This window comes from Microcoleus sp. C2D2, assembly GCF_036702495.1.
In the GTDB taxonomy this organism is placed as follows: Bacteria; Cyanobacteriota; Cyanobacteriia; order Cyanobacteriales; family Microcoleaceae; genus Microcoleus.
Map to the genome: position 1 here is coordinate 1 of NZ_JAUBTO010000040.1, position 20887 is coordinate 20887.

The window sequence follows — 20887 nt, forward strand, 5'->3', positions numbered from 1 at the left end:
GGGTACGCCTCACGCGCATTCCTCCCGACACTCAACGGGGTACCGTTAGAGTGCGGGACTCCTGCTGTTTTAGTTGAGCGATCGACTCTCGGCCTTTACGGCCCTCAATTGAAATCGGGTGTGTCTGACAAAGTTGCGATCACCCAAAAATCGGGCATTTTCTCAAAAACGGAGAGGGTGGGATTTGAACCCACGGTGACATCACTGCCACACTCGATTTCAAGTCGAGCGCATTCGACCACTCTGCCACCTCTCCGGGCGCATACATTAATTTATCATACCAGCAACTGCCACTAACTACAAATAGCCGCAGATTCAGTCCGCCGATAAAGAATTTGTTCTAAGGCCACCGCGAAATCCTCTCCCAGCCACACCAGAGACACTTCGGACACTCCTCCATTTTCCAGCAGGACGATCGAGAAATTCCGCAGTTTCGAGCACTCTCTCTCGACAATTCGCGGTACGCTAGCCGCATTCAAATAAACTGTACCCTCCGCACTCACCTCCAGCGACTTCCGCAACTCATGCTTTTTGTGCCGCAGTTTGTGGTGCATATGACCAAAAGTTACCAGAGGTATGTGCTTTCCCGAACTCCGAGTTCGATCGATCGCCTCCGCAAAATCAGGGTCGCCCCAATCCCCTCCCAGCGGTTTCCAATCTCGCCCGCAGGGGTCTTCAGGAGCCTCTCCCAACCCCGTCGGGCCCGTGTGACCCAAAAAAATCACATTTTCGCAGTCCGCCAGAGCCGCAGCCCCTGCTATGCGCCGCGCCGACTCCTCAAAACTTTCTACCCCAAACCACTCCGAGTAAAAATCCCCGTACTTCCACTCCGAGCCCCCCCAAGTAAACGGGCGGCTTCCCACGACTGTTACGCCCAATTCTGGAAAATCCCGTTTCCCGTAACCGACGTGAGCTTCTCCCATTAAATCTAACTGCTGTTTCACCCAATTTTCTTGAGTGCGATCGTAAGGGCACTGACTCCGGCCCCACTCCGTCGCCGTGTACCAAGCGTCGTGGTTGCCAAACACCGCTGCTTTCGGAATGTCCAATTGGGCGATCGCCCGCACCACCTCCACCGACTCATTGCCAAAATCCCCCACAAACAGCACCAAATCAACGCCCAGATGCTTCAGGGCCTCGCCGTCTTCAGGTTCCCAGCGATCGTGAACATCCCCCACCACCGCAATTTTGATAGATTTAGCTTTGTTCATTTCATCAGAAATATGGGTTTGAAACCCCGTCCTTTTAGGACGGCTTTACATTGAGTTAAAACATACAGCGGGGTGGAGGGGTATGGTTGCCCCAGAGGTGAGGTATGGTTGCCTCAATCTCCTTTCGGAGTAAAGTTAGCTTTGTGCCTTTGTTTAGTGAGCGACCGCCGGCTAGCAGCACTGTCGAGCGTGACATACCAGACTGTTTAACCGCTAGCGACAGAGCGAGGGACTAGCTACGCATCAAGCGGTTGTCCTGACTCAAAAAACCGAGTCAATTAAGACGCTCGGCCCTAGGGGAACGGCTTGTTAGATTTCTCCTTCAAGCCTCATGCCTTCAGGCTGAGGTTCCTGACTTGTTATGTGCGATCGAGCTTTTAGGCTCCTTCTTATTATCAGCATAAGAAACAGCAACCAATTTTTGCACACTCCCCCAGGCAATTTTAGATTTTAGATTTTAGATTTTAGATGGGCTCCACTGAACAGCCAGCACTTTTTGGTGAATTCAACTATAATTCAAAATACACTTTAGCTGTCTTCGCCACCTTCCCCGGAATATTCTAACTGTGTTTACTACCGCACCAGCTCCCTACTTTACTCAAACCCGACTGCCCGACGACTTGTTTGCAGCAATTAACGCCCTCAAACAAGAGTTGAACGCCGTCATTCTCGCCCACTATTACCAAGACTCCGAGATTCAAGACATCGCAGACTTCATTGGCGACTCCCTAGAACTTGCCCGCAAAGCCGCCAACACCAGCGCAGATGTCATAGTTTTTGCCGGAGTTCATTTCATGGCAGAAACCGCAAAAATTCTCAATCCCGACAAATTAGTATTGTTGCCAGACTTAAATGCTGGGTGTTCCCTCGCCGACAGTTGCCCTCCCGAAGCCTTTGCAGCTTTCAAAGCCGATCGCCCAGGACATTTGGTAATTTCCTACATTAATTGTACCGCCGCAATTAAGGCAATGAGCGATATAATTTGCACCAGTTCTAACGCTGTTAAAATTGTCAAGCAAATTCCCGAAAATCAGCCGATAATTTTTGGGCCAGACCGCAATCTCGGCCGCTACGTCATGGAACAAACCGGTAGAAACATGGAAATCTGGCAAGGAGCCTGCATCGTCCACGAAAACTTCTCAGAAAAAAAGATAGTTCAACTCAAAATCGAAAATCCAGAAGCCGAAATAATTGCCCACCCAGAATGCGAACCTCCCGTCCTGCGCCACGCTAATTACATCGGCTCCACCACCGCTTTGCTCAAATATTCTCAAGCTAGTTCCAGCCAAGCTTTTATTGTCGCGACTGAACCGGGAATCATTCACCAAATGCAAAAGCAAGCTCCGCACAAACGCTTCATCCCCGCTCCCTCAACCAATAATAACTGCGCTTGCAACGAATGCCCGCACATGAGATTAAATACCTTGGAAAAATTGTATCTCTCCCTAAAAAATCAAACCCCTGAAATTACCATGCCTCTAGATATTCAACTAGCAGCCTTGCAGCCCATCCAGCGAATGCTAGAAATGAGCTAACCCCTGGCTATTTTTAAGTAAATACATTGTATGCTGGGTTGGGCGCGGCGATTAAATTAAGTCATCGCCTAACCCACCAACATCGATCGGCAATCCGTGAATCAGTTGTCAACTCTTTCTCTTCTCGAACTCTGCGCCTCTGTGCCTCTGCGGTTCCTTCCTTTAAAACTCCTGAACGATAAAAGATGCCCGAAAAACTGATTGTTTTCACCCGCTATCCAGAGCCGGGAACAACCAAAACTCGACTAATTCCGGTGCTGGGAAAAACAGGCGCTGCCAACCTTCACCGCTTGATGGCCCAACGGACGATCGCCTGCGCTCTCTCTCTCCAAAAATCCCGCCAATTATCGGTAGAAATTCACCGAGCCGGCGGCAGCCAACAACTGATGCAAGAGTGGTTGGGAAATGATATTATTTGTGAAAATCAAAGAGAAGGCGATTTGGGCGCTAGAATGACAGCAGCCTTTGAAAACTCTTTTAATTCCGGGGTTGAGAAAACTGCAATTATCGGCACTGATTGTCCTGGTTTGAAAGCAGAAATTATGGCACAAGCTTTTGAGGAACTGAGCCAGCACGATTTAGTTTTGGGTCCTGCAAAAGATGGAGGTTATTATCTGATCGGGCTGCGGCGATTGATACCGGAATTGTTTGGTGGCATTGACTGGGGAACCAGTGAAGTATTTGCTTGTACGCGGGCCATCGCCCAAAAGCTAGACCTCAATATTGCTTATCTTCCCACTCTTGCAGATATCGATAGACCAGAAGACCTCCTCGGTTTAGATATTAATATATTGAAATAACTAAACTCTATTTAAGGTCTCTCAATTATTAGGAATTGTCATATCTAATTAGATAAAACTACTTGATTCTGAAACCAGAAGGTCATAATATAGTAAGTGTATTTGTCTAACCAAATGCTGAATCTCAGTAGCAGTTAGACAGCGCTTGGGACAATAGTCCCAGGCGCGAGAAAAAAGCAAAAATTAGCAAATAAATTAGCAACTAACAGCTCAGCTTTGTAGGAAACCCGCCCTGCCAGATGAAAGCCCAATGTAGGCGCGCTCCCGGCGTAAAAAATGAGCGACTAAATGAGCAACTAACAGATAAGCTTTGTACAAAACTCGCCCTCCGACCTTAAGGCCCAATGTAGGGGCGCTCCCGGCGTAAAAAATTGACTCTCATAACCGATAAGCTTTGTACAAAACCCACCCTCTCTCACGGGGTGCTTAATTCTGTATGTCGCCAGAAAATCCCAATCTCAAAATTTCCATTATCATTCCCGTCTTAAACGAAGCACCTACAATTGCCCGAGTCATCTCCACCGCCCTTGAGGCTAAAAATGTCGAAATAATTGTCGCCGACGGCAGCAGCAGCGACGGTACAGCAGATATAGCAAAATCTTTGGGCGTCCGAGTTATCTCCACCGCCCCAGGCCGCGCCACCCAAATGAATGCAGGTGCCGCCGCTGCTACTGGAGATATCCTGCTGTTTCTCCACGCAGACACTCTTTTGCCTCGCGGGTACGACGATAGCGCGCGTCGGACACTAGCTAACCCGTCTGCTGTAGCGGGGGCCTTTGAACTCAAGATAGACGCCCGCAGCCTGGGCCTCCGGCTGGTAGAAACAGGGGTAAAGTGGCGATCGAACTTTCTGCAAATGCCCTACGGCGACCAAGCTATTTTCCTCAAAGCCGCTACCTTTGACAAAATTGGCGGTTTTCCCGACTTGCCCCTCATGGAAGACTTTGAATTCGTGCGGCGGTTGAAAAAACAAGGCGACATCGAAATAGTACCCCAGCCAGTGCTGACATCCGTCCGCCGCTGGCAGCAGCTTGGGGTCATCAAAACCACCGCCCTTAATCAAATAGTAATCATCGCTTATTTCTTAGGGGTGTCGCCCGATCGACTCGCTTTCTGGTATAAGGGACAAAAGAAAAATTCTTCCAAAAACTAAAGAATAGTGAACTTTTCTAAAGCTCGCTGCCAATTATGCAAATAGGAAACACCTCCCTGCGTAAAATATGACTTGAACGCCTCAACTTTTACGCACAGCGAGGAAAAAGAGAATATGGCCGATCCCAGAGATGCAGAGCTTATTAAACCCTTTAACGGCGACCCCTTCACGGGTCATCTAGCAACTCCCATCAGTGCTTCTGATTTCACAAAAGCATTCATTGGGAACTTGCCCATCTACCGCAAAGGACTCTCGCCCCTAGTTCGAGGTCTAGAAATCGGTTTGGCACACGGCTATTTCCTCGTCGGTCCGGAAATCGTCTTCGGACCCCTGCGGGATTATCCCGAAGCAGCTAATCTCGGCGGATTAATTACAGCCCTCGTCTTAGTTCTGCTCGGCACACTAGGTATGTCTGCCTACGGTTTAGTCTCTTTCAAACAAGACAACACCAGCTACCCTAGCGCTAATCCGATGACTCCCGATTCCCTCAGAAATGCTGAAGGGTGGAGCCAGTTAACCGCTGGTTTCTTCATTGGCGGGATGAGCGGCGTCTTTGCTGCTTACTTCTTACTCGAAAACTTTAAGGGCGTTGATGCCATTTTCCGGGGTTTAGTCAATAATTAGACTCCACTCCCAAATATCCCTGTTGGAACACACTAACTTTAGTTTGGAGAATTTGATATGACAGGTTCCTACGCTGCTTCTTTCTTGCCTTGGATTTTGATTCCGGTAGTTTGCTGGCTGATGCCAGTTGTGGTAATGGGTTTGTTGTTTATCTACATTGAAAGCGACGCCTGATCCTTACCCCTAAAGTAAGAGCTAAGTTGGAAAGCCGAAGTAAGACAATTGACGAACAATTGCTCTAAAATTTCTAGATAAATCTAGGGAAAATCAGCAAAAGTTGTTTTGAGATTGCTGGCTATCAGAAAACTTAGTTTCTTTACCCCCATCTCCAGAATTTATCTGTAAAGCAATCTTTCAGTTTTCTTCCTTCTGAACTCGTAATTGCCAAAAAATCCTCTGCCTGCCGGCAGAGGATTTTTTTTACACAGAAGACAAATTATCTCCTCCGGGCACACAAATTGCCAAATTCTGAGCCACAATTGTTATGGAAACCTACCTCATGAGGAGACAGCGATGCAATTTTTCCCCGCACGCCGAATCTTAGCTCCATTCCTGATCTCGGTACTGCTGCTGGTGACTTCCTGCGGTCAAACTCAAGCCCCCTCCCGCTGGGACAAAGCCCAGCAGGAAAGTACCCAAAAACCTGGTAAAGCGCAGCAGACAACTGCTGACAAATCAACTGCTAGTAATCAAAACCTGCCCAAGAAGGCAGTTGCAGGTGGTAAGTTAAATAAATACTTCCCGTCTTCTGGCGGTGGATTCGATCGCGTTTTTGCTCAAGAAAAATCCGGTTTTGCTGAAGCTAAGTTGAACAAAGACGGTAAAAATGTCGCGGTACTCTCGATTAACGACATCGCCGGCAACCCCAGCGCAGCTACAAAATTTCAGCAAAGTACCAAGCAAATCAGTGGCTATCCCGCTGTTAATCAGGGTGCTAATGGTACCGCTGTTTTAGTGGCAAATCGCTATCAGGTGAAAGTTCAATCGCGCAGTCCCTCTTTTACCGCGAGCGATCGCGAAGCTTGGCTGTCAAAATTTAACCTCGGCGGCCTCGCCCGCGTCAAGTAGCAATGTCTCTTGTCAAACTCCGCCCCCGACTCGAGTCTGGTGCTATCAAAACTAAGTTTGCCAGAAAGAGTGTGAAGTTTTTGCCATCTGCCAAAAGTAATACCTTTGATTTTCGTTCCAGCATAAGGAGTTTTTTGTGAGCAAAACAGTCTTTGAATTAGTCGATACACTGCCTCAAGACAACATGACTGTCAAAGCCCTGCGAGCGCTTGACTTTGTGGTTCCCGGCGAGTGGAACAATTTAGTTGGCTTTGAAAATACCATTCGCACCGTTACTGGCGAAACAGACGAAGAACTGATCCAGCAAATTGGCGAGCGCGCCATCTACCTCTACAACGATAAATCTGAGGGCTACCAGCGCGCTCTCTGGCTCTACCAAACTATTGACAGTGCCGACAAGGCTTTGGGCACTGCCGCCCTCGCTAACAAAGTCGCCCAAAATGTGCCGTTTTTGTCCATGCTGGGCAATCTCACTCCCAAGCCGGAAAAAGCTCAAACGATCGACCTTTCTCTGAAGTTAGTCACTGAGTTGCTCGCTTTTTGCCAAATCAACGGCATTCCCGGCGACAGCATCGGCGATTTTGCCGCTTCCTTGGGCGACTACGGCGGCGAATCCCTGATGCGGATGGCCGCTTTGGTTTGTTTTGACGGTTTGATTCCCCTGGGCCCGGACTTTATCATGGCAACTCAGTCTTGGATTCAGAGGCTCTCCCCGAACGATTTGCAATCCAATCCGTCATTTAATGCGATCGGCGGCATGATTCCTGGGGGATCTCCCGCCGGCCAGCTTGGCTTTATCGGCGAAAGCTTTAACTCGGTTTCTGGCTGGATGAGCTCTTTTGTGAGCGATCGAGGTTTGACTCCCCAAAACGTACTCGGCCACTTGCAGAATTTTGTAGACGTTTCTGCCGACAAGGTGGACTACGTGGGCGCATTCCTCGATATGACTACCAACTACTACGAACACACCGGTGTTCAAACTCTCGCCCGCCGTTTGATTGAACGAGCTGTCGCTGAGATTTAGAATAATCTAAGGAGTTGTGATGTTTGCCGACGATCGCCCTGACAGTGTTTTGAGTTCAAATTTTTTTGACTCGCAATTCTCTCAGGTTGGGTTAAGGGTAAAAAGTATGTGCGATCGATCGAGTCGATCGCCCCCACCTGCACTCACAACTCCTTTTACCGAGCACTTTTAACAGGAAGCGTTAATGTCAGAAGAACCGAAAAATCCTACCGCTGGCGAATCCGAAACTCCCAGCGCTTCGATCGAGCACGCCCCGAGTTCCGACGCACCCGAGACAACCGACTTGCCCAGCACTGACAAGCCTCAGCCGGCTGCTAAAAAACCCGCAGCCAAGAAAGAACCGAAAAATCCTACCGCTGGCGAATCGGAAACTCCCAGTGCTTCGATCGATCGCGCCCCGAGTTCCGACGCACCCGAGACAACCGACTTGCCCAGCACTGACAAGCCCCAGGCGGCTGCTAAAAAGCCTGCAGCCAAGGCCGAAGGCGACAAGCCCCCAGCTAAAGCCAAAAAGGAAAAAGCACCTGCTGTTGAAGACAAGCCCTTTGCGGAATTTATTCAACAAGATTATTTGCCCGCTTTGCAAACTGCTTTGACTAAGCAGGGGGTTAAGGATTTAGAGGTGAGTTTGGCAAAGCAAAAACTCCCGGTTGCGGGCATGAGTTCCGCCGGGGATTGCTGGCAGGTAATTGGGAAATTCCAAGAAGGTCAGCGCCAATTTAATCTGTATTTTCCTCAAGAAAATATTCAAAGTCAAAGAGCATTTTCCTGCGCTGAAAATAATACTAAAACCAGCACTTTAGAGCCTTTTTTGATAGACGAGCGCAAGGTAACACTAGACCTCATGGTGTTTGGCGTAGTCCAGCGGCTTAACGCTCAAAAATGGCTAAATCTTAATTAACCTGAGTTCGGGATAAGAAAAGGAGGAGCCGTGTAAGCTGAAATACAGCGTATTCCAGGTTTGTGAATTGTAGGGACACGGCAGTGCCGTGTCCCTACGGGGAAGCTCACGATAGGCGGGTGTACTTCATAAATGTGGAATCTGCTGTATGTTAAAGATGATTCAGTCGGCGCCTCCCATGTCTAGTCTAGAAAAAGTTTTCTGCCACATTGATGATTTCTGTTGCCACTTTGTGCGTTTACCTCAAGCACTGCTTCGGGACTTGCACGGGTATCAGCTTCGCAAGTAACTGAACTGAATGAAAAAAGATTAACGAAGATTCTCAAACAATTAAAGGGAAAGACAATTACCATAGTAATTGATGAAATAGGAGATAGAAAAAAAGTAAAAAAGACTGACTATGTAGCTAGACAATATTTGGGAAGTGTAGGTAAAGTATAGCCTTTCTCAGTAACATGAGGTACTATAGGGCATAGGGCATAGGGTATAGGGCATAGGACATACCTCACTTTCTTGAGAACCGCTATAGATAATGGAATAAGTAGGTAGGCGCAAAGAAACCTCGCTATGTAACCGAATGTAAAGCTGCCAGAACCTTAAGCCAATAGCTTCGTTTCATGCAGCTAACCTGCTACACATCTAAATTGAATACAGAGACGGGCTCTCCTGCCCGTCCCACAATAATTGTAGAAAAATTGACTGTCAAATTAGATGCACAACAGCTTATGACATACTTATGTATTTTCCCACTCATCTACTTAGTTTCAGTGAATGCGTACCGAATATATGAAAACATAACTTTTCCATGTCCCAAGCTGCTTAACCCGAACTCAGGTTATATAAAAGTAAATGGAAAGCAATAGCCATAGAACTCATAAAATCAGGTCATCTTCTCAATCAGTGGCTCCATCAATCCTATCGGATGAAACTGAAGATAAAAATACAATTTTTTGGCAAGAATGGCAGGCGCATCAAGATTATCTTTCCCATTGCTGTTTCAAGTGGATGAACTCAAACCCAATCGAGGCCGAAGAAGTATTGAGTCAGGCAATGCTTAAAGCCTGGACAGAATGGCAAAACTATGGAAGTCAAATTAAATGTCCTAAAGCTTGGTTAACTCAAGTTCTCTATAACTTCTGCATAGATTTGCATCGAAAACTAAAACGAGAAACATTAATAATTAAAAACATAGACGAGATTAAACTTGAAGATTATCCAGCACTTTATTCTAACTTAGGATTTACTGAACCTAATCTTATAGACCTGGAATTGCAGGCATATATCCACCATAAAATTGACTTCTTGCCTCCCAGACTCCGCGATACTTTTGTCTTATACCACTACCAAAATAAATCTTATCAAGATATTGCCAAGCTATTTCTCTTCTCTGAAGAAAACGTCCGCAAATGCGTGAGCAAAGCCTGCCGAATTCTGCGAAAGCATTTAACCAAATATCTTGCCGGTGAAGATGATACTCCTCTAAATTCTTCCTCGCCCGCCTTAAAGTTGGTAATTCCTTTGCCAGAAAAGTCTCAACCCCAATGCAATTGGGAATCACTAATTCCCCCAAAAAGCCAGGATGAAGAAATTAGCTATCAAGTCACCGTACTATGTCTGGAAACTTTACCCCATCATTCCTACATCTCTACTACTCTTCTAGTCTGGAGATGAAAGTGCGTTGAGTCAGCCGTTGTTTATCCCGCCTTTGGGGAAGTTGAGAGGATATTGCAGCGGTTCAACGGTAAGAGGAGCAAGGGTTATAGGGGTTGAGGGGGGATTTTTGGGGAGAAAATTTGCTCGTAACTCGAAAAATTCCCAAATAGGGGTGGGAAAACGTCTAACTAATAAATAAGCGGTCAGATAAAACCGCTTAGAGTCCAGGCATTAGTTACATCTTTCTTAACAAAAAATGAGTACATCCCGCAAAATCCAGATCGCACTCGTGGCAAGTCTCCTGTGGTCATCTACATCCATAAGCAGCTTTGCTGCTACCAACTCGATTACCTCTGAAAAGTTTCAGTCAGACACGGTAAAACTTCCTGTGGAAAGTATTCCATCTAGGCAGTTAAATTTAACACCAGATACTTATTTAATTGCTGGTCAGTTCAGGGATATGCTGAGTAGAGTACCTGGGGCATATGCCACGTTCCAAGCATTTGACGAGATATGGAAGAATCCAGCAGACAGGAAGAAAAGATTATTCGATCACTGCAACACTCAAAAAGCGTTATCAGTTAAGCAATGTTTTACAATGCTAACAGTTTGGGCAGACGATACAGGGCAATTTGCCAACCGTAAGGACTCCGATGAGCTAGACAATATATTTGATGAAGCAATAGAAATAAGGTAAAATAATCCATAATGCGTGAGAGTGAAATCTCTTTGACTTTGGGGACATTACCAACTTAGTGCTGCTCCATTTCAGTGTTCAAAAACTTGAAGAAAAAGCGATCTTGCCCACTCGACGAAGGGCGCGATCGCTTTTTTTCGCAGTGCGTAGGCAACGCCCGTCGTAGATATCGCTTTTCGTTTACGAGAGAGCCATTGATTGACGCGATCGCATTAATTTTCCTTGATAATAAGTAATCTTCTTTGGCTTGTTCAGTTTGAGTAACTAAGACATAATCCGATCGAGGTAAATTATTCTATTTCCCCTTATCTATAGCCAGTCTAAATTATGTCTGGATACTTTGCCACATCATTGGTGCAGTTCTGCCAATCTTCTGGGCTAGAGATGAATGTTCACTTTTTCTTAGAAGAAAAGCTAACTAGACAAGAGCAGAAATTGAACACTTTAAGTAAGTATGTTCAGAAATATCCCCAAGGATGGAAAAAAAGGTTAGAACTAGCTAATTTGCTTTACCAGATGGGAGACTGGCAACAAGCGGTTGCCGAATATCATCAAGTGATTGAGCGACAACTGCAATTAATGGGTGTGCGGCTGCAACTAGGGAAACTATTGCAGCTAATGAAACGAGAAAAAGAGGCAATAGAAGTCTATGAAAAAGCCTTGTCGTGTTCCGAAAACGAAGCGACTCAGCATCATATCAAGGGATTGATTGCAGTTTGTCGGGGTGAGAGTGACAAAGCAATTATTGCCTTTAATTTAGCAACTCATTTAGAACCTGAAAAAGTCGTTCACCGGCTGGCTTTGGCACAGGTGTATCAGCAGATAGAAAATCATCTTGGCGTGCTCAGTGCTGTGGAGCAAATTTTGGCAATCAACCCAGATGATCTTGTGGCGTTGATTTACAGCCATGATGCACTGCTAGCGGTGGGGGATATGAGCGCCGCAACAGAGCTGTTGAGCAAGCTGATAGCTCTATTTCCGAATGATTTTAGGGTACTGCAACGACAAATTGAGCAACGTCTTCAGATGAAATTAGTTTCTGGTGAAGAGGGGAAACTGACGAAAAAGATGATTACCTCTTTACTGCTACAAACTCCTCATGGGGCTGAGGCTCACAATTCTCTGGGCTATTATCACATTTTCCGAGGCGATTGGCGGCAAGGTGTGGAGGTGTTAGCAGAGTTTACCACCGAACACCGCAAACATCCTTATGGTTGGTATTACTATGGCTGGTGCTTATACGACACGGGAGAATATCAAAAGGCAGCACACATGATGGCGAATGCTTATCAACTGTATCCCGATGATTGTGCAATTTATCAGGTCTTGTGTGAAATTTTACCGGTTACCAAACGCTGGGAAGAATTGCGTTTTGTGGTCGAACAGATGCTGAAACGATTTCCTGAACGTTGGAGTGTTTGGGCGACTGCGGGGCGGGTGTTGGTAGAACACTTCAAAGAGATTGAACGAGGATGTAGTGTTTCTGTTCAGGCGACGAAACTTCAGCCGCAGTTAGTTGATACTTGGTTTCGTCATGGGCGGGTGTTGGCTTTGGCGCTTAAACATCAAGAAGCGGTGGAGGCGTTGGAGAAAGGATGGAAGTTGTTACCAGCGGGAATTTCTCTGCAATTGGTGCCGACGGCGCTGTGGCTGGCGGAGAGTTACCAGGTGCTGGGGGATGTTGGGGCTAGTCAGCGATGGTGGAAAGTTGCCGGTGAGGGATGTCAGGAATTGAGAGGGTTTAACGGGGCTATGGCTGACTACTGGTTAGGGAGAGCTTGTGTGGGATTGAGGGATAGGTTGGGAGCGATAGAGGCTTATGAAAGTGCTTTGAGTCAGCAGTTGTTGTATCCGGCTCGCGGGGAGGTTGAGAAGAGTTTGCTGCGGTTGAAGGGTAAGGGGAGGAAGGGTTCTAGGGGTTGAGGGTGGATTTTTGGAGAGAAAATTTGCTCCTAACTCGAAAAATTCCCAAATTGGGGTTGGGAAACGTCTAAAGATTGTGAGAGAAAAACACTTAGGCATGAATCTCAGTCTTATGCCTAATGTCACTGTTTTTAACTCACATTTTGTCTATTTGTCATCAATAAGTAAGGTGTAGACACAAATGAATTACATTAGAAATCTGATAGTCAGAGGACTACTAATATCTGCGATAGTGATAGGTGCATTTGCCCTACTATCGCCGGGGAATGCCTCCGCACAAAACGTACCAACCTGCAATCAAGGTCAAGGAACACTACTAAACGTAGGAAGAATGTGTACCTTCAAAACATCACAGAACCAGCATATGATTGAGGTTTTTGCCCCATTCTCAACAAATCAAACAGGAGCGATTACCATAACAGGTGCAAATTCCTGTGACCCAGGTACAAGCCTAACACTTAATCAAGCATCTTCACGTCAATTCGCACTCTGTAACACAGCTACCAATAAAGACATAACCGTTTCATACGATGCGGGAGGGACAATACCAGCGATAGTAGTTACTCGAACCTAATCGTATAAAGACATTGTTGAGGCTCACTTGACTGGAGGAGCAAGACTATTCACGGCATACCGTGAAATGGATAAGTACTACTCCTCTGCTTATCCAACCCCGAAAGGGGACAGCGAATAATACCAAGTTGCATTCATACGTAGCACATTGATTTTCGCCGCGTCCCCTGTCCCCCCGTCTCGGCGTCTGTCTCAACTACTATGTTTGAATGCAACTGGGTATAAATTCGCTTGCAACTTACACCCATACACAGACAAAGAAATGAGCAAGCTCCTAACAATACTCCAAATCAAACAGATTACCGGAGACCCGGTAGAAGAAATGATCGTATTGGGCGTCAGTATAGACGATGCTATAACATCAGTCTGTCATCGCCTCTCGTCGTGCAGACAGATGGAAAGAAGAGTTATTGGAATTTCATGGCAGAGTATAGATACAGGCAATCAGTAAAAGTGGACTTCTGCGTAAGGTACAAAGGAGAAAAGAAGGAATTTTCAGTAGAGTTCACCGAAGAAGGGACAAAGAGATTTGAACCTAGGTTCAAACAAATAAAAGTATTGGAGAATGAGCATCTAGAATTGCAGATAGATTACTTCATAATGCTACCGCCAACAGCCACATCAAAACTAACAAAAGTCCACATGACGCTGCAATTAGAGAGTCTAGTGGTCAGGGACACCGAAGATCTATTAGTTGATCAATTTTACCTTGTAGGAGGAGTGACAATATACGATTTGAACCAATCATTACTAAAACCGATTCACGTAACACCAATAGCGACAGACCCAGTCGATATTAAGGTAAGAAATAGCTTATCGCTCACACCCATGCCCAGGTACTTTTTATACCCCCCTTTCTTCCAAGCCGAAGTCAACAGCAACAGCTATGTTGTGATAGGACTGAAAGCAATGGAAAGTGACTCTAAGAGCAGATTCAACGCGCCATACGCGGCCTCATTAATAGGAGGAGCGTTGTCAATAGTGGGAGCACTAGCGGTGCTATCTGGACAAGGAGCTACAGCGATAGTTGTGGGAGGTATAATAGGCACAGTGACAAATGTCCTATCAGCAGCGGGGGGTACATTGGACGATGATGATGAATTGGGTCGTTATCAGGATGCGTTCTTAATTGACGATAAAAATAAGGAATTGCCTAGATCGGATGAAATAGACTGGAAATTAGTGCATCAAGGAGGATTGATAAGCGGTAATTGGGATTACACCCTCAAACTCAAATATGAGTACAAGAGTAGGTGGCTAGAATAATAGATGAAGTAGGGAAAAGACTGGGAGGCTCCCAGAAGAGCCAGAGGTAGCGTAATGGCGTCGCCTGAAGCTCACTGTGCATTGTTGCCAAGAACAAAGACCCAAATAGCTACTCCCTTCCCGCTAGAAGACTATAGAATGAGGTTATAAATATGTTGAATCGTGTTTGCAATTTGGATGGGAGCCTGCAATTGTTGGGTTTCAAAAAAGGTTTTAATTCGCATTTCAACCTGCTCGATACTTTTGTCATGTGGCAAATGATGTAGTAGTCTTAGTCGGAGCAAATGAATGAGATATTCAACTAAATTAAAATTCGGAGAATATGGTGGTGTATAAACAAATTCAACTGTTATCTGTTCCCCAATCCCTGATGTGAATAACTCCGCCCATAAATAACGGTGCAGCTTATATTTATGCGTAGAATTATTATCTAGTATGATGGTCAGATGCTTGATTCTTTCCTGAATACAGTATGAGCATAGCTCCCCAAAGTATAATGCTAAGTCTGCTGTTTTGGCAGTTGGTACTAACCGCAAGAATTCTTTTCCACTGACAGCATCTACTGCTAATAATCCATGTAACTTCTCTCTCTTTTTACTTTCATCTGATGGCACTTGAGGTCGAGTATTCTTTTCTGCCCATCCATAGTATGTACTTGGTCGGTTATATACTGCGAATTCATCAAAGAATAGAATTTTCTCCCCACGCTTTCTCTGGCGCATTTTTTTTTAGCATCTTTACAAACTCTTTTTGTTTTTCTGGTGAAGCATTCTCGTAATCTCGATGTGCTTTTTGATGTGATAGGTTCAAATTATCTAAGATTTCATAGATTCTCGATGTTTTCAAATCTACTCCCCATCTTTGCTTTATTACGAATGCTATAATTTTTCCTGTCCAGATTTCTCGCTCTATTCCATACTTAGTTGGTCTATCGTTCAATACCATTTCTTTTGTCTCTTGCTGCAGCAAGAGCATTCAGCCTCTGTCTCACTTGATGCTTGATTGGCTCCACCAGCCCCTCTAATCCCGTATCTAGATATTTACCAATCCATCTGGCTATGGTTAAATCTGTACATCCTACTAATTTGGCTACTTCCGCTCGACTTTTTCCTTCGCTTAGATATCTTATTGCTGATAGTCTTTGTCGTATATAGGCTTGCTGATTCTTGTAATATAGTCGCTGCCACTGCTTTTTATCTAGGCTTACTAATCGCAATCTTTGGCTCAGATTCATTCCTATTTTCCTCCCTTCTTTTTAACTATACCCTTTTCTGTACTCTTTGAGCGGGAAGGGAGTATGATTGCCTGATCTTGTAGTGGCATGACACAGCTAAAATGAGGTAATAAAAAATTGACTCATAAACTCCAAATTACTGATTTGCGCCCAATTTGCTAATGCACTATTTTACCTGTGTCACGCCAGTAGGGTGCGATCGCTCTCTTCGTAACGCACCTTCTCAATTGTCGGTGCGATGTCTGCGAAGCCCTCTCGCTGGAGAGCGATCGCACTTCTTAGTGATTGCACACAGGCGATCGCAAAAGCGTAGCATCCCCCAGAGAAACGCAAGGGCGTAGCTGATAGGTTGGGCGGCGCGTGGGGAAGTCGAGAAAATTTTGCAGCAGCCCAAAAGCAATCTGAGAAAGGGTTCTGGTGTTTGACGGTGGATTTTTGGAAAGAAAATTTGCTCGTAACTCGAAAAATTCCCAAATTGGGGTGGGGAAACGTCTAATAGACTAGTTGAAAAAAAAACACTAATCAACGTAAATTTCAACAAACGAGGTATTGTCGTATGAGCCTTGTCAAAAAACTACCAGCGGTTTTAATCGCTGCGGTTGGAATCTCTTTTAGTTTCGCCGGTACAGCCTTAGCAGAAACGATTTTATTAGGAGAGAAGACTCTCGGTCCTCAAGAGACATTGGACTTAAGGCTAAAAGATATGAGGAATACAACGCTTTGCTTCCAGACAACTGATAACTTAGTGGGTAACCTAAAATTGCTTTATATCACCGGCCGCGGGGGCGGAATGGACGTAAAAATAGAAGATTTACGGGCTAGCGCCAAGGAAAATGTATATCCAAAAGCATGGGTATATATCCGGCCAGGGTAATAAATATGCAAATGGATAGGCCTGAGTTTAGTCGAGCTGTTCGTGTACGTGCGACGCAGGGATAAAGAATTACGTCAGGAAGCGCACATCTAAAGGCATAGACTTGAAAAAGTCAGACTCTGACCAGACTAAGTATGTTTCACGAGTAGTAAAGCAGGGTGGATTTATTGTCAGAGGATAAGTAGGTAGGCGCAAATAAACCTTGCTGTGTAACCGAATATAAAGCTGCTAGAACCGTAAGCGAATTGCGACGTTTAACGAACAATGACATACTTATGTATTTTCCCACTCATCTACTTAAATGTATCATAGTATTTGCGATCGGGTCTGACCCGATCGCCTCTTCTATAATACCTTGCTCCTGCGACAATTAATCCACCCTGCCTTCGGGGCGGTGAGGGGGGGTCCCTGTGTCCAATTATTACTAACTCCTTTCTAGCTTTCCCAAAACAATTAAACTTTCTAAATCTTCCACAGCATCAGGCAGGCAATCTTGTACAGCCCTTCTTACCAACCGCAAAGCAGTTTCGTCAGCCCCTCCCAACATCCGCGTTAAATCCCCTATATCAATACCGCGACTAGCTTGTAGTTTCATCAAGACCAGATAAGGCAATCCGATAATTGGCAATCCATCGGGTGCTTTATTTGGATTTGTAATTGCCTCTCTTACCCAAGAATCTCTTGATTCAATTACACCCAAATAAGTACTATCAGGCAATTCCCAAGTGCTGCCACCAATGCTAAGTTCTCCCGTTCTCGTGCTACCAGCTTGCTCTAATTCTCGATAAAGATTAGCAGCATCTTGAGTTAATACTAAAATTTCCACGTCATCGGTCATTCTTTCAGGCATATAGAGCCGAGTAGCAATCCCTCGGACTACAACAAAAAGGGTTTTTTGAATGATCCTTTTAATGTTTGTCACGGGATGATTCCAAGTTCTTTTATTCAGAAAATCTTGACTGCTGCCACTACCGGGACGGCATCTACGCAGTGCAATTTCAATGTAAAGTTTTCGTCTTTGTTCGGGAAGCTTGAGATTGAGCATAATTATGCCTTATACCAAATCGGGGTATCATACCCCCTTGATTGTATGGTAGGGTGCGTCGCAGGGTAATAGTTGCCAGTAACGAGAATTGTCGGTGGCGACGCACCCTACGCATTCATAGAGGATAAAGGGGTTTTCTTCCCCGGATTTGGTATTACCACTGATTTTTGTTTAAGTCTCATGAGTTTTTGATGATGATAACTAATAACTAATGACTGCTGACTAATGACTTATTTGTTAAGAAATTCCGAGCTTGCATAATGGCATGAAGGTTAACATCTGTTTCTAACAAACAAGCATGACCGCTGTTAGCCAGCAGCACCATTTGAGCATTGGGAATTACCTTGACTAAAAGCTTCGCTTCTACTAGGGAAGGCAGCAGCCGATCGGCACCGCTAGCAATTACTAGCGTCGGCTGTTTGATGCCGCGCAACTGATTTTCGTCAACATTAAACGATCGCACTAACGCCAATCTCCACACAGAGGTATTTTGCGGTACTGCTTGCATCGCTTCTAGCAAAGCTCGCCGATCGTCGCGCCCGATCTTTCCTAAGGATGCTAATATCGGCAAGAGACCGATTACCGACAGCGGATAAAGGTTGGCCGGCAGCCACTGAGTCAGATACGATCCCCACTGCACCCAAGGCTGCTGTCGGAATGAAGAAGCTGGATTGACTAAAATTAATCGATCGCACAATTGAGGAGCTTCTAAAACAGTTTTCATCGCTAAACAGCCGCCAAATGACTCGCCGCACAGATAAACCGGCCGCTTCGGCTTTCCGGCTTGCTTTTCTGCTTCAATTAAGGCAATTGTTTCGCTAACCAGTACCTCCCAACTAGCCATGTCATCAGCCGGTACAGTTAAGCAGCGAATGTCGAAATCATTTGCTAATTTAGAAATTTGCGGCCGCAGGAGCAAACCGCTGCCATCCATACCGGGCAGAAATACAAATAAAGGGCGCTCTGGTTTCGGCGGTTTGGGGGTTAGGAAACGAACCTTGTTGTTAGCATTTGCCATGATTCAAGTCAATCGATTTTAGATTTTAGATTTTAGATTTTAGATTGGAAATCTCACACCAGCCAATAGTCAACAGTCAACAGTCAACAGTCAACAGCCAACAGCCAACAGTCAACAGTCAACAGTCAACAGCCAACAGTCAACAGCCAACCGTCAACAGTCAACAAACTTACAAACAACCTCGTTGGAGTAATTCTGTAATTTCCCCCTGACAGTGGTCTGTGAGTTCAGCAACAACAGCTTTGGCTTTTTTGCCTCGATATTGCTGCTGTCGATCGACAGTAATCCAGTAAGGCCGGCCGATTAAAACATTAACTCGCTGATAAATTATCACAGGATGCCACCCCGATCGATCGAACAGCGGTTCCGAGGGATCGAACAAACTCAACAACTTGAGCGGTACACCCGATCGTACCGACTGTTCATCAAAAGAACTAATCGCCACCGGCAAAACCGCCAAATCCCGCACCGGCGCCCGCAAAGCCAAATGAGCAAATCCCCGCTGAAACTTCCCCACAGTATTGGGCCCAGTAAGCTTCACCATCGGTTCTGCACCCTCTGGAAACACCCCCACCATCTCCCCGCCTTGCAGCAGCGCTGTCGCTTGAGAGAAAAAATGCTGCTGTCGGTGCTCCGGTGCTTCCAAAGGGAAAGCGCCGAAAGTCGTGACAATTTCTCTCATCACCGGAACTTGACCCATGTAATGATGACAAGCAAAGCGGATCGATCGACCCAAAGCAGCCGTCAGCAGCACAGGATCTAAGAAACTGCGGTGATTGCTCACCACCAGCACCGGACTCTCCTGAGGAATCCGGTCTTCGCGGTACAGAAACATCTGCGTTCCCAAACCAGCCAGGAAACAGCGCGAAATCAGCAATTTGCTCTCTGAAAACATGGGCCAAAAGACAGGTGGGACGCTATAAAGGTTGATTCTATTCTCATGCAGCTTAACATTTCTTTACCAAGTCGGGGCTCCCTCAAAAAGTAGACTTTCCCCTGATGCCTTTGTTTCCTAATCCTGGATCCACGGGCGGCGATCACCTTGGTTGTTTCGCGCGTTTCCTTCTAGTGGGCCCGCCAAAACAGTAAAAAACTCGGTTTCTAGGCCGGGCGAGTGCAGGAGCCAACTGTTTCGGCAGAATTGCCCAGTCTGAAGCAAAGATATACCAAGTGTTGTGGCAACTTAGTGAACTACCCAGCGCTGACATACAGGTACAGCGTGAGCTTCTGACTTCAACGGGGATTGCGTCAACTTGGACTTGCGTCCCAGTTTCGGGCTCACATCCCCTCCATCAGCAGAAGTCCTTCCCAGACCCATAGCATTCTGATTCCTTCTGCTCTGATATTTATTGAGGCGTTTCCATCACGATAGGGATGAGTACCACAACGCCGGACAAGTCCATGTCCTAACATCTAATGGCATTTCATTCACCTGATAGTGGCAATTTGAGCAGAGTTTCGAGCTAGGGAACCCTCGGTCAATCTCTACCAACACTTTGCCTTCGCGATCTAGCTTGTAATGCAAGAAATTGACAAATATTCCCCAACCTACATCATCCATTGCTTGAGCTAGTTTGTGATTGCGAACCATGCCCTTAACGTGAAGGTTTTCGACACCGAGTTGGCAAATTTTACGCCTGTTTGACCGGATAAAATTTGCTTGGGGTGTCCATGTATCCCAACGCTGACCCAAAGGAACGTGGGACTAATCGCTCCCCCAAACCCCCTCAAAAGTTAAAGAATGTTTACAAGAACCCCAAAACCAAGTTACTGCAGCTAAACTTAGAAATTCACAGTGGGCATTGACGCACTGTCAAAGTATTTTTGGACAAGTCGTAATAGCAATCTCGCGAGGCATCAAATGAATAACATCCAAAACTATCGCCTTAAATGTACCCTCACCTTTGGCGACATTTACGGTCAAATCATTGTTTGGCTGATAGTCATCTTCCTAAGTCTAGCGTCGGCACTCGCCTTGTGGAGTAGCGCCCGCCAAATCTTCGCCTTGGCTACCGTCGGCTTGATTTTAGTGCTGTCTCTGCCCTTCTTGCTGTTTGCTTTCGTTACAACTCTGCTAAATAACATTGAAGTGCTTGCTGTAGAACCCGGTACGGAACCTCAACCTTCTGCAACGGGAAATCAGTCGCTTCAGAACCCTGCCGAAAGCGCCGGCTAGTCCAATTTGAGATTTTAACTTTTGATTTTCCATTCAAATCAAAAGTTAAAAAACTTCCTGCTCTTGTGGTAGGAAGTTTTTTTTTGCGTCACCATAAGTTGAGCAGAACACT

At 45.8% G+C, this 20887-nt stretch carries 19 protein-coding genes, 1 tRNA gene and 2 pseudogenes; 15 read left to right on the top strand and 7 right to left on the bottom strand.

All coding sequences use genetic code 11. The features are described from left to right. Positions 1-169: 169 nt before the first annotated feature. Both QUB61_RS15170 and QUB61_RS15175 read right to left on the bottom strand, forming a co-directional pair. Positions 170-256: transfer RNA gene (locus QUB61_RS15170), tRNA-Ser, on the bottom strand. Between the two features lie 37 nt (positions 257-293). Then, positions 294-1211 carry a TIGR04168 family protein gene (locus tag QUB61_RS15175; protein WP_333129566.1) on the bottom strand — a complete coding sequence of 306 codons (918 nt, stop codon included), beginning with the start codon at positions 1209-1211 and terminating at the stop codon, positions 294-296. A 566-nt stretch (positions 1212-1777) separates the two neighbouring features. Between QUB61_RS15175 and nadA the strand changes: the two genes are divergently transcribed. The 13 genes and pseudogenes from nadA (at position 1778) to QUB61_RS15240 (ending at position 14428) form a co-directional block, all read left to right on the top strand. Further along, a complete protein-coding gene (nadA, locus tag QUB61_RS15180; protein WP_333129568.1) occupies positions 1778-2746 on the top strand; it encodes a quinolinate synthase NadA in 969 nt (322 codons plus the stop codon). A gap of 185 nt (positions 2747-2931) precedes the next feature. Beyond that, the gene (locus QUB61_RS15185; RefSeq protein ID WP_333129570.1) at positions 2932-3546 is read left to right on the top strand and encodes a TIGR04282 family arsenosugar biosynthesis glycosyltransferase; all 615 of its coding nucleotides are present in this window, start codon (positions 2932-2934) and stop codon (positions 3544-3546) included. A gap of 436 nt (positions 3547-3982) precedes the next feature. Further along, complete coding sequence (locus QUB61_RS15190; protein ID WP_333129571.1) at positions 3983-4699, top strand: TIGR04283 family arsenosugar biosynthesis glycosyltransferase; 717 nt, start codon at positions 3983-3985, stop codon at positions 4697-4699. Positions 4700-4813: 114 nt separating this feature from the next. Beyond that, on the top strand, positions 4814-5323 hold the full coding sequence (locus QUB61_RS15195; protein WP_333129663.1) for a photosystem I reaction center protein subunit XI: 510 nt from the start codon (positions 4814-4816) through the stop codon (positions 5321-5323). 57 nt (positions 5324-5380) lie between these two features. Beyond that, complete coding sequence (locus QUB61_RS15200; RefSeq protein WP_333129573.1) at positions 5381-5497, top strand: photosystem I reaction center subunit VIII; 117 nt, start codon at positions 5381-5383, stop codon at positions 5495-5497. A 339-nt stretch (positions 5498-5836) separates the two neighbouring features. Then, positions 5837-6391, top strand: coding sequence for a hypothetical protein (locus QUB61_RS15205; protein ID WP_333129576.1), 555 nt, complete (start codon positions 5837-5839; stop codon positions 6389-6391). Between the two features lie 136 nt (positions 6392-6527). Next, a complete protein-coding gene (locus tag QUB61_RS15210; RefSeq protein WP_333129578.1) occupies positions 6528-7415 on the top strand; it encodes a hypothetical protein in 888 nt (295 codons plus the stop codon). A 184-nt stretch (positions 7416-7599) separates the two neighbouring features. Then, positions 7600-8316 (top strand): DUF2996 domain-containing protein, encoded by a 717-nt coding sequence (locus tag QUB61_RS15215; protein ID WP_333129579.1) that lies wholly within the window; start codon positions 7600-7602, stop codon positions 8314-8316. A 285-nt stretch (positions 8317-8601) separates the two neighbouring features. Then, positions 8602-8754: pseudogene (locus QUB61_RS15220) on the top strand (IS701 family transposase); the annotation flags it as partial. Positions 8755-9165: 411 nt separating this feature from the next. Beyond that, positions 9166-9987, top strand: a complete 822-nt coding sequence (locus tag QUB61_RS15225) for a sigma-70 family RNA polymerase sigma factor (RefSeq protein WP_333129581.1) — start codon at positions 9166-9168, stop codon at positions 9985-9987. Positions 9988-10258: 271 nt separating this feature from the next. Further along, positions 10259-10666 (top strand): hypothetical protein, encoded by a 408-nt coding sequence (locus QUB61_RS15230; RefSeq protein WP_333129583.1) that lies wholly within the window; start codon positions 10259-10261, stop codon positions 10664-10666. Positions 10667-10993: 327 nt separating this feature from the next. Further along, positions 10994-12589: a tetratricopeptide repeat protein gene (locus QUB61_RS15235; RefSeq protein ID WP_333129585.1), complete on the top strand. Its 1596-nt coding sequence runs from the start codon at positions 10994-10996 to the stop codon at positions 12587-12589. Between the two features lie 993 nt (positions 12590-13582). Next, positions 13583-14428, top strand: a complete 846-nt coding sequence (locus QUB61_RS15240; protein WP_333129588.1) for a hypothetical protein — start codon at positions 13583-13585, stop codon at positions 14426-14428. 131 nt (positions 14429-14559) lie between these two features. On the opposite strand, the pseudogene QUB61_RS15245 reads toward QUB61_RS15240, so the two are convergent. After that, a pseudogene (locus QUB61_RS15245) lies at positions 14560-15662 on the bottom strand (IS630 family transposase). Positions 15663-16218: 556 nt separating this feature from the next. On the opposite strand from QUB61_RS15245, the gene QUB61_RS15250 reads away from it, so the two are divergent. Further along, positions 16219-16536 (top strand): hypothetical protein, encoded by a 318-nt coding sequence (locus tag QUB61_RS15250; protein WP_333129590.1) that lies wholly within the window; start codon positions 16219-16221, stop codon positions 16534-16536. A 424-nt stretch (positions 16537-16960) separates the two neighbouring features. Here the strand turns inward: QUB61_RS15250 and QUB61_RS15255 are convergent, their stop codons facing one another. From QUB61_RS15255 to QUB61_RS39915, 4 genes are all read right to left on the bottom strand, one after another. Next, a complete protein-coding gene (locus QUB61_RS15255) occupies positions 16961-17581 on the bottom strand; it encodes a hypothetical protein (RefSeq protein ID WP_333129592.1) in 621 nt (206 codons plus the stop codon). Positions 17582-17789: 208 nt separating this feature from the next. Then, positions 17790-18599, bottom strand: a complete 810-nt coding sequence (locus QUB61_RS15260; protein ID WP_333129594.1) for an alpha/beta hydrolase — start codon at positions 18597-18599, stop codon at positions 17790-17792. 169 nt (positions 18600-18768) lie between these two features. Beyond that, complete coding sequence (locus tag QUB61_RS15265; RefSeq protein ID WP_333129596.1) at positions 18769-19494, bottom strand: lysophospholipid acyltransferase family protein; 726 nt, start codon at positions 19492-19494, stop codon at positions 18769-18771. 468 nt (positions 19495-19962) lie between these two features. Then, positions 19963-20190: a zinc ribbon domain-containing protein gene (locus tag QUB61_RS39915; RefSeq protein WP_445300202.1), complete on the bottom strand. Its 228-nt coding sequence runs from the start codon at positions 20188-20190 to the stop codon at positions 19963-19965. 270 nt (positions 20191-20460) lie between these two features. On the opposite strand from QUB61_RS39915, the gene QUB61_RS15275 reads away from it, so the two are divergent. After that, positions 20461-20775 carry a hypothetical protein gene (locus QUB61_RS15275; RefSeq protein WP_006633212.1) on the top strand — a complete coding sequence of 105 codons (315 nt, stop codon included), beginning with the start codon at positions 20461-20463 and terminating at the stop codon, positions 20773-20775. Positions 20776-20887: the final 112 nt, after the last annotated feature.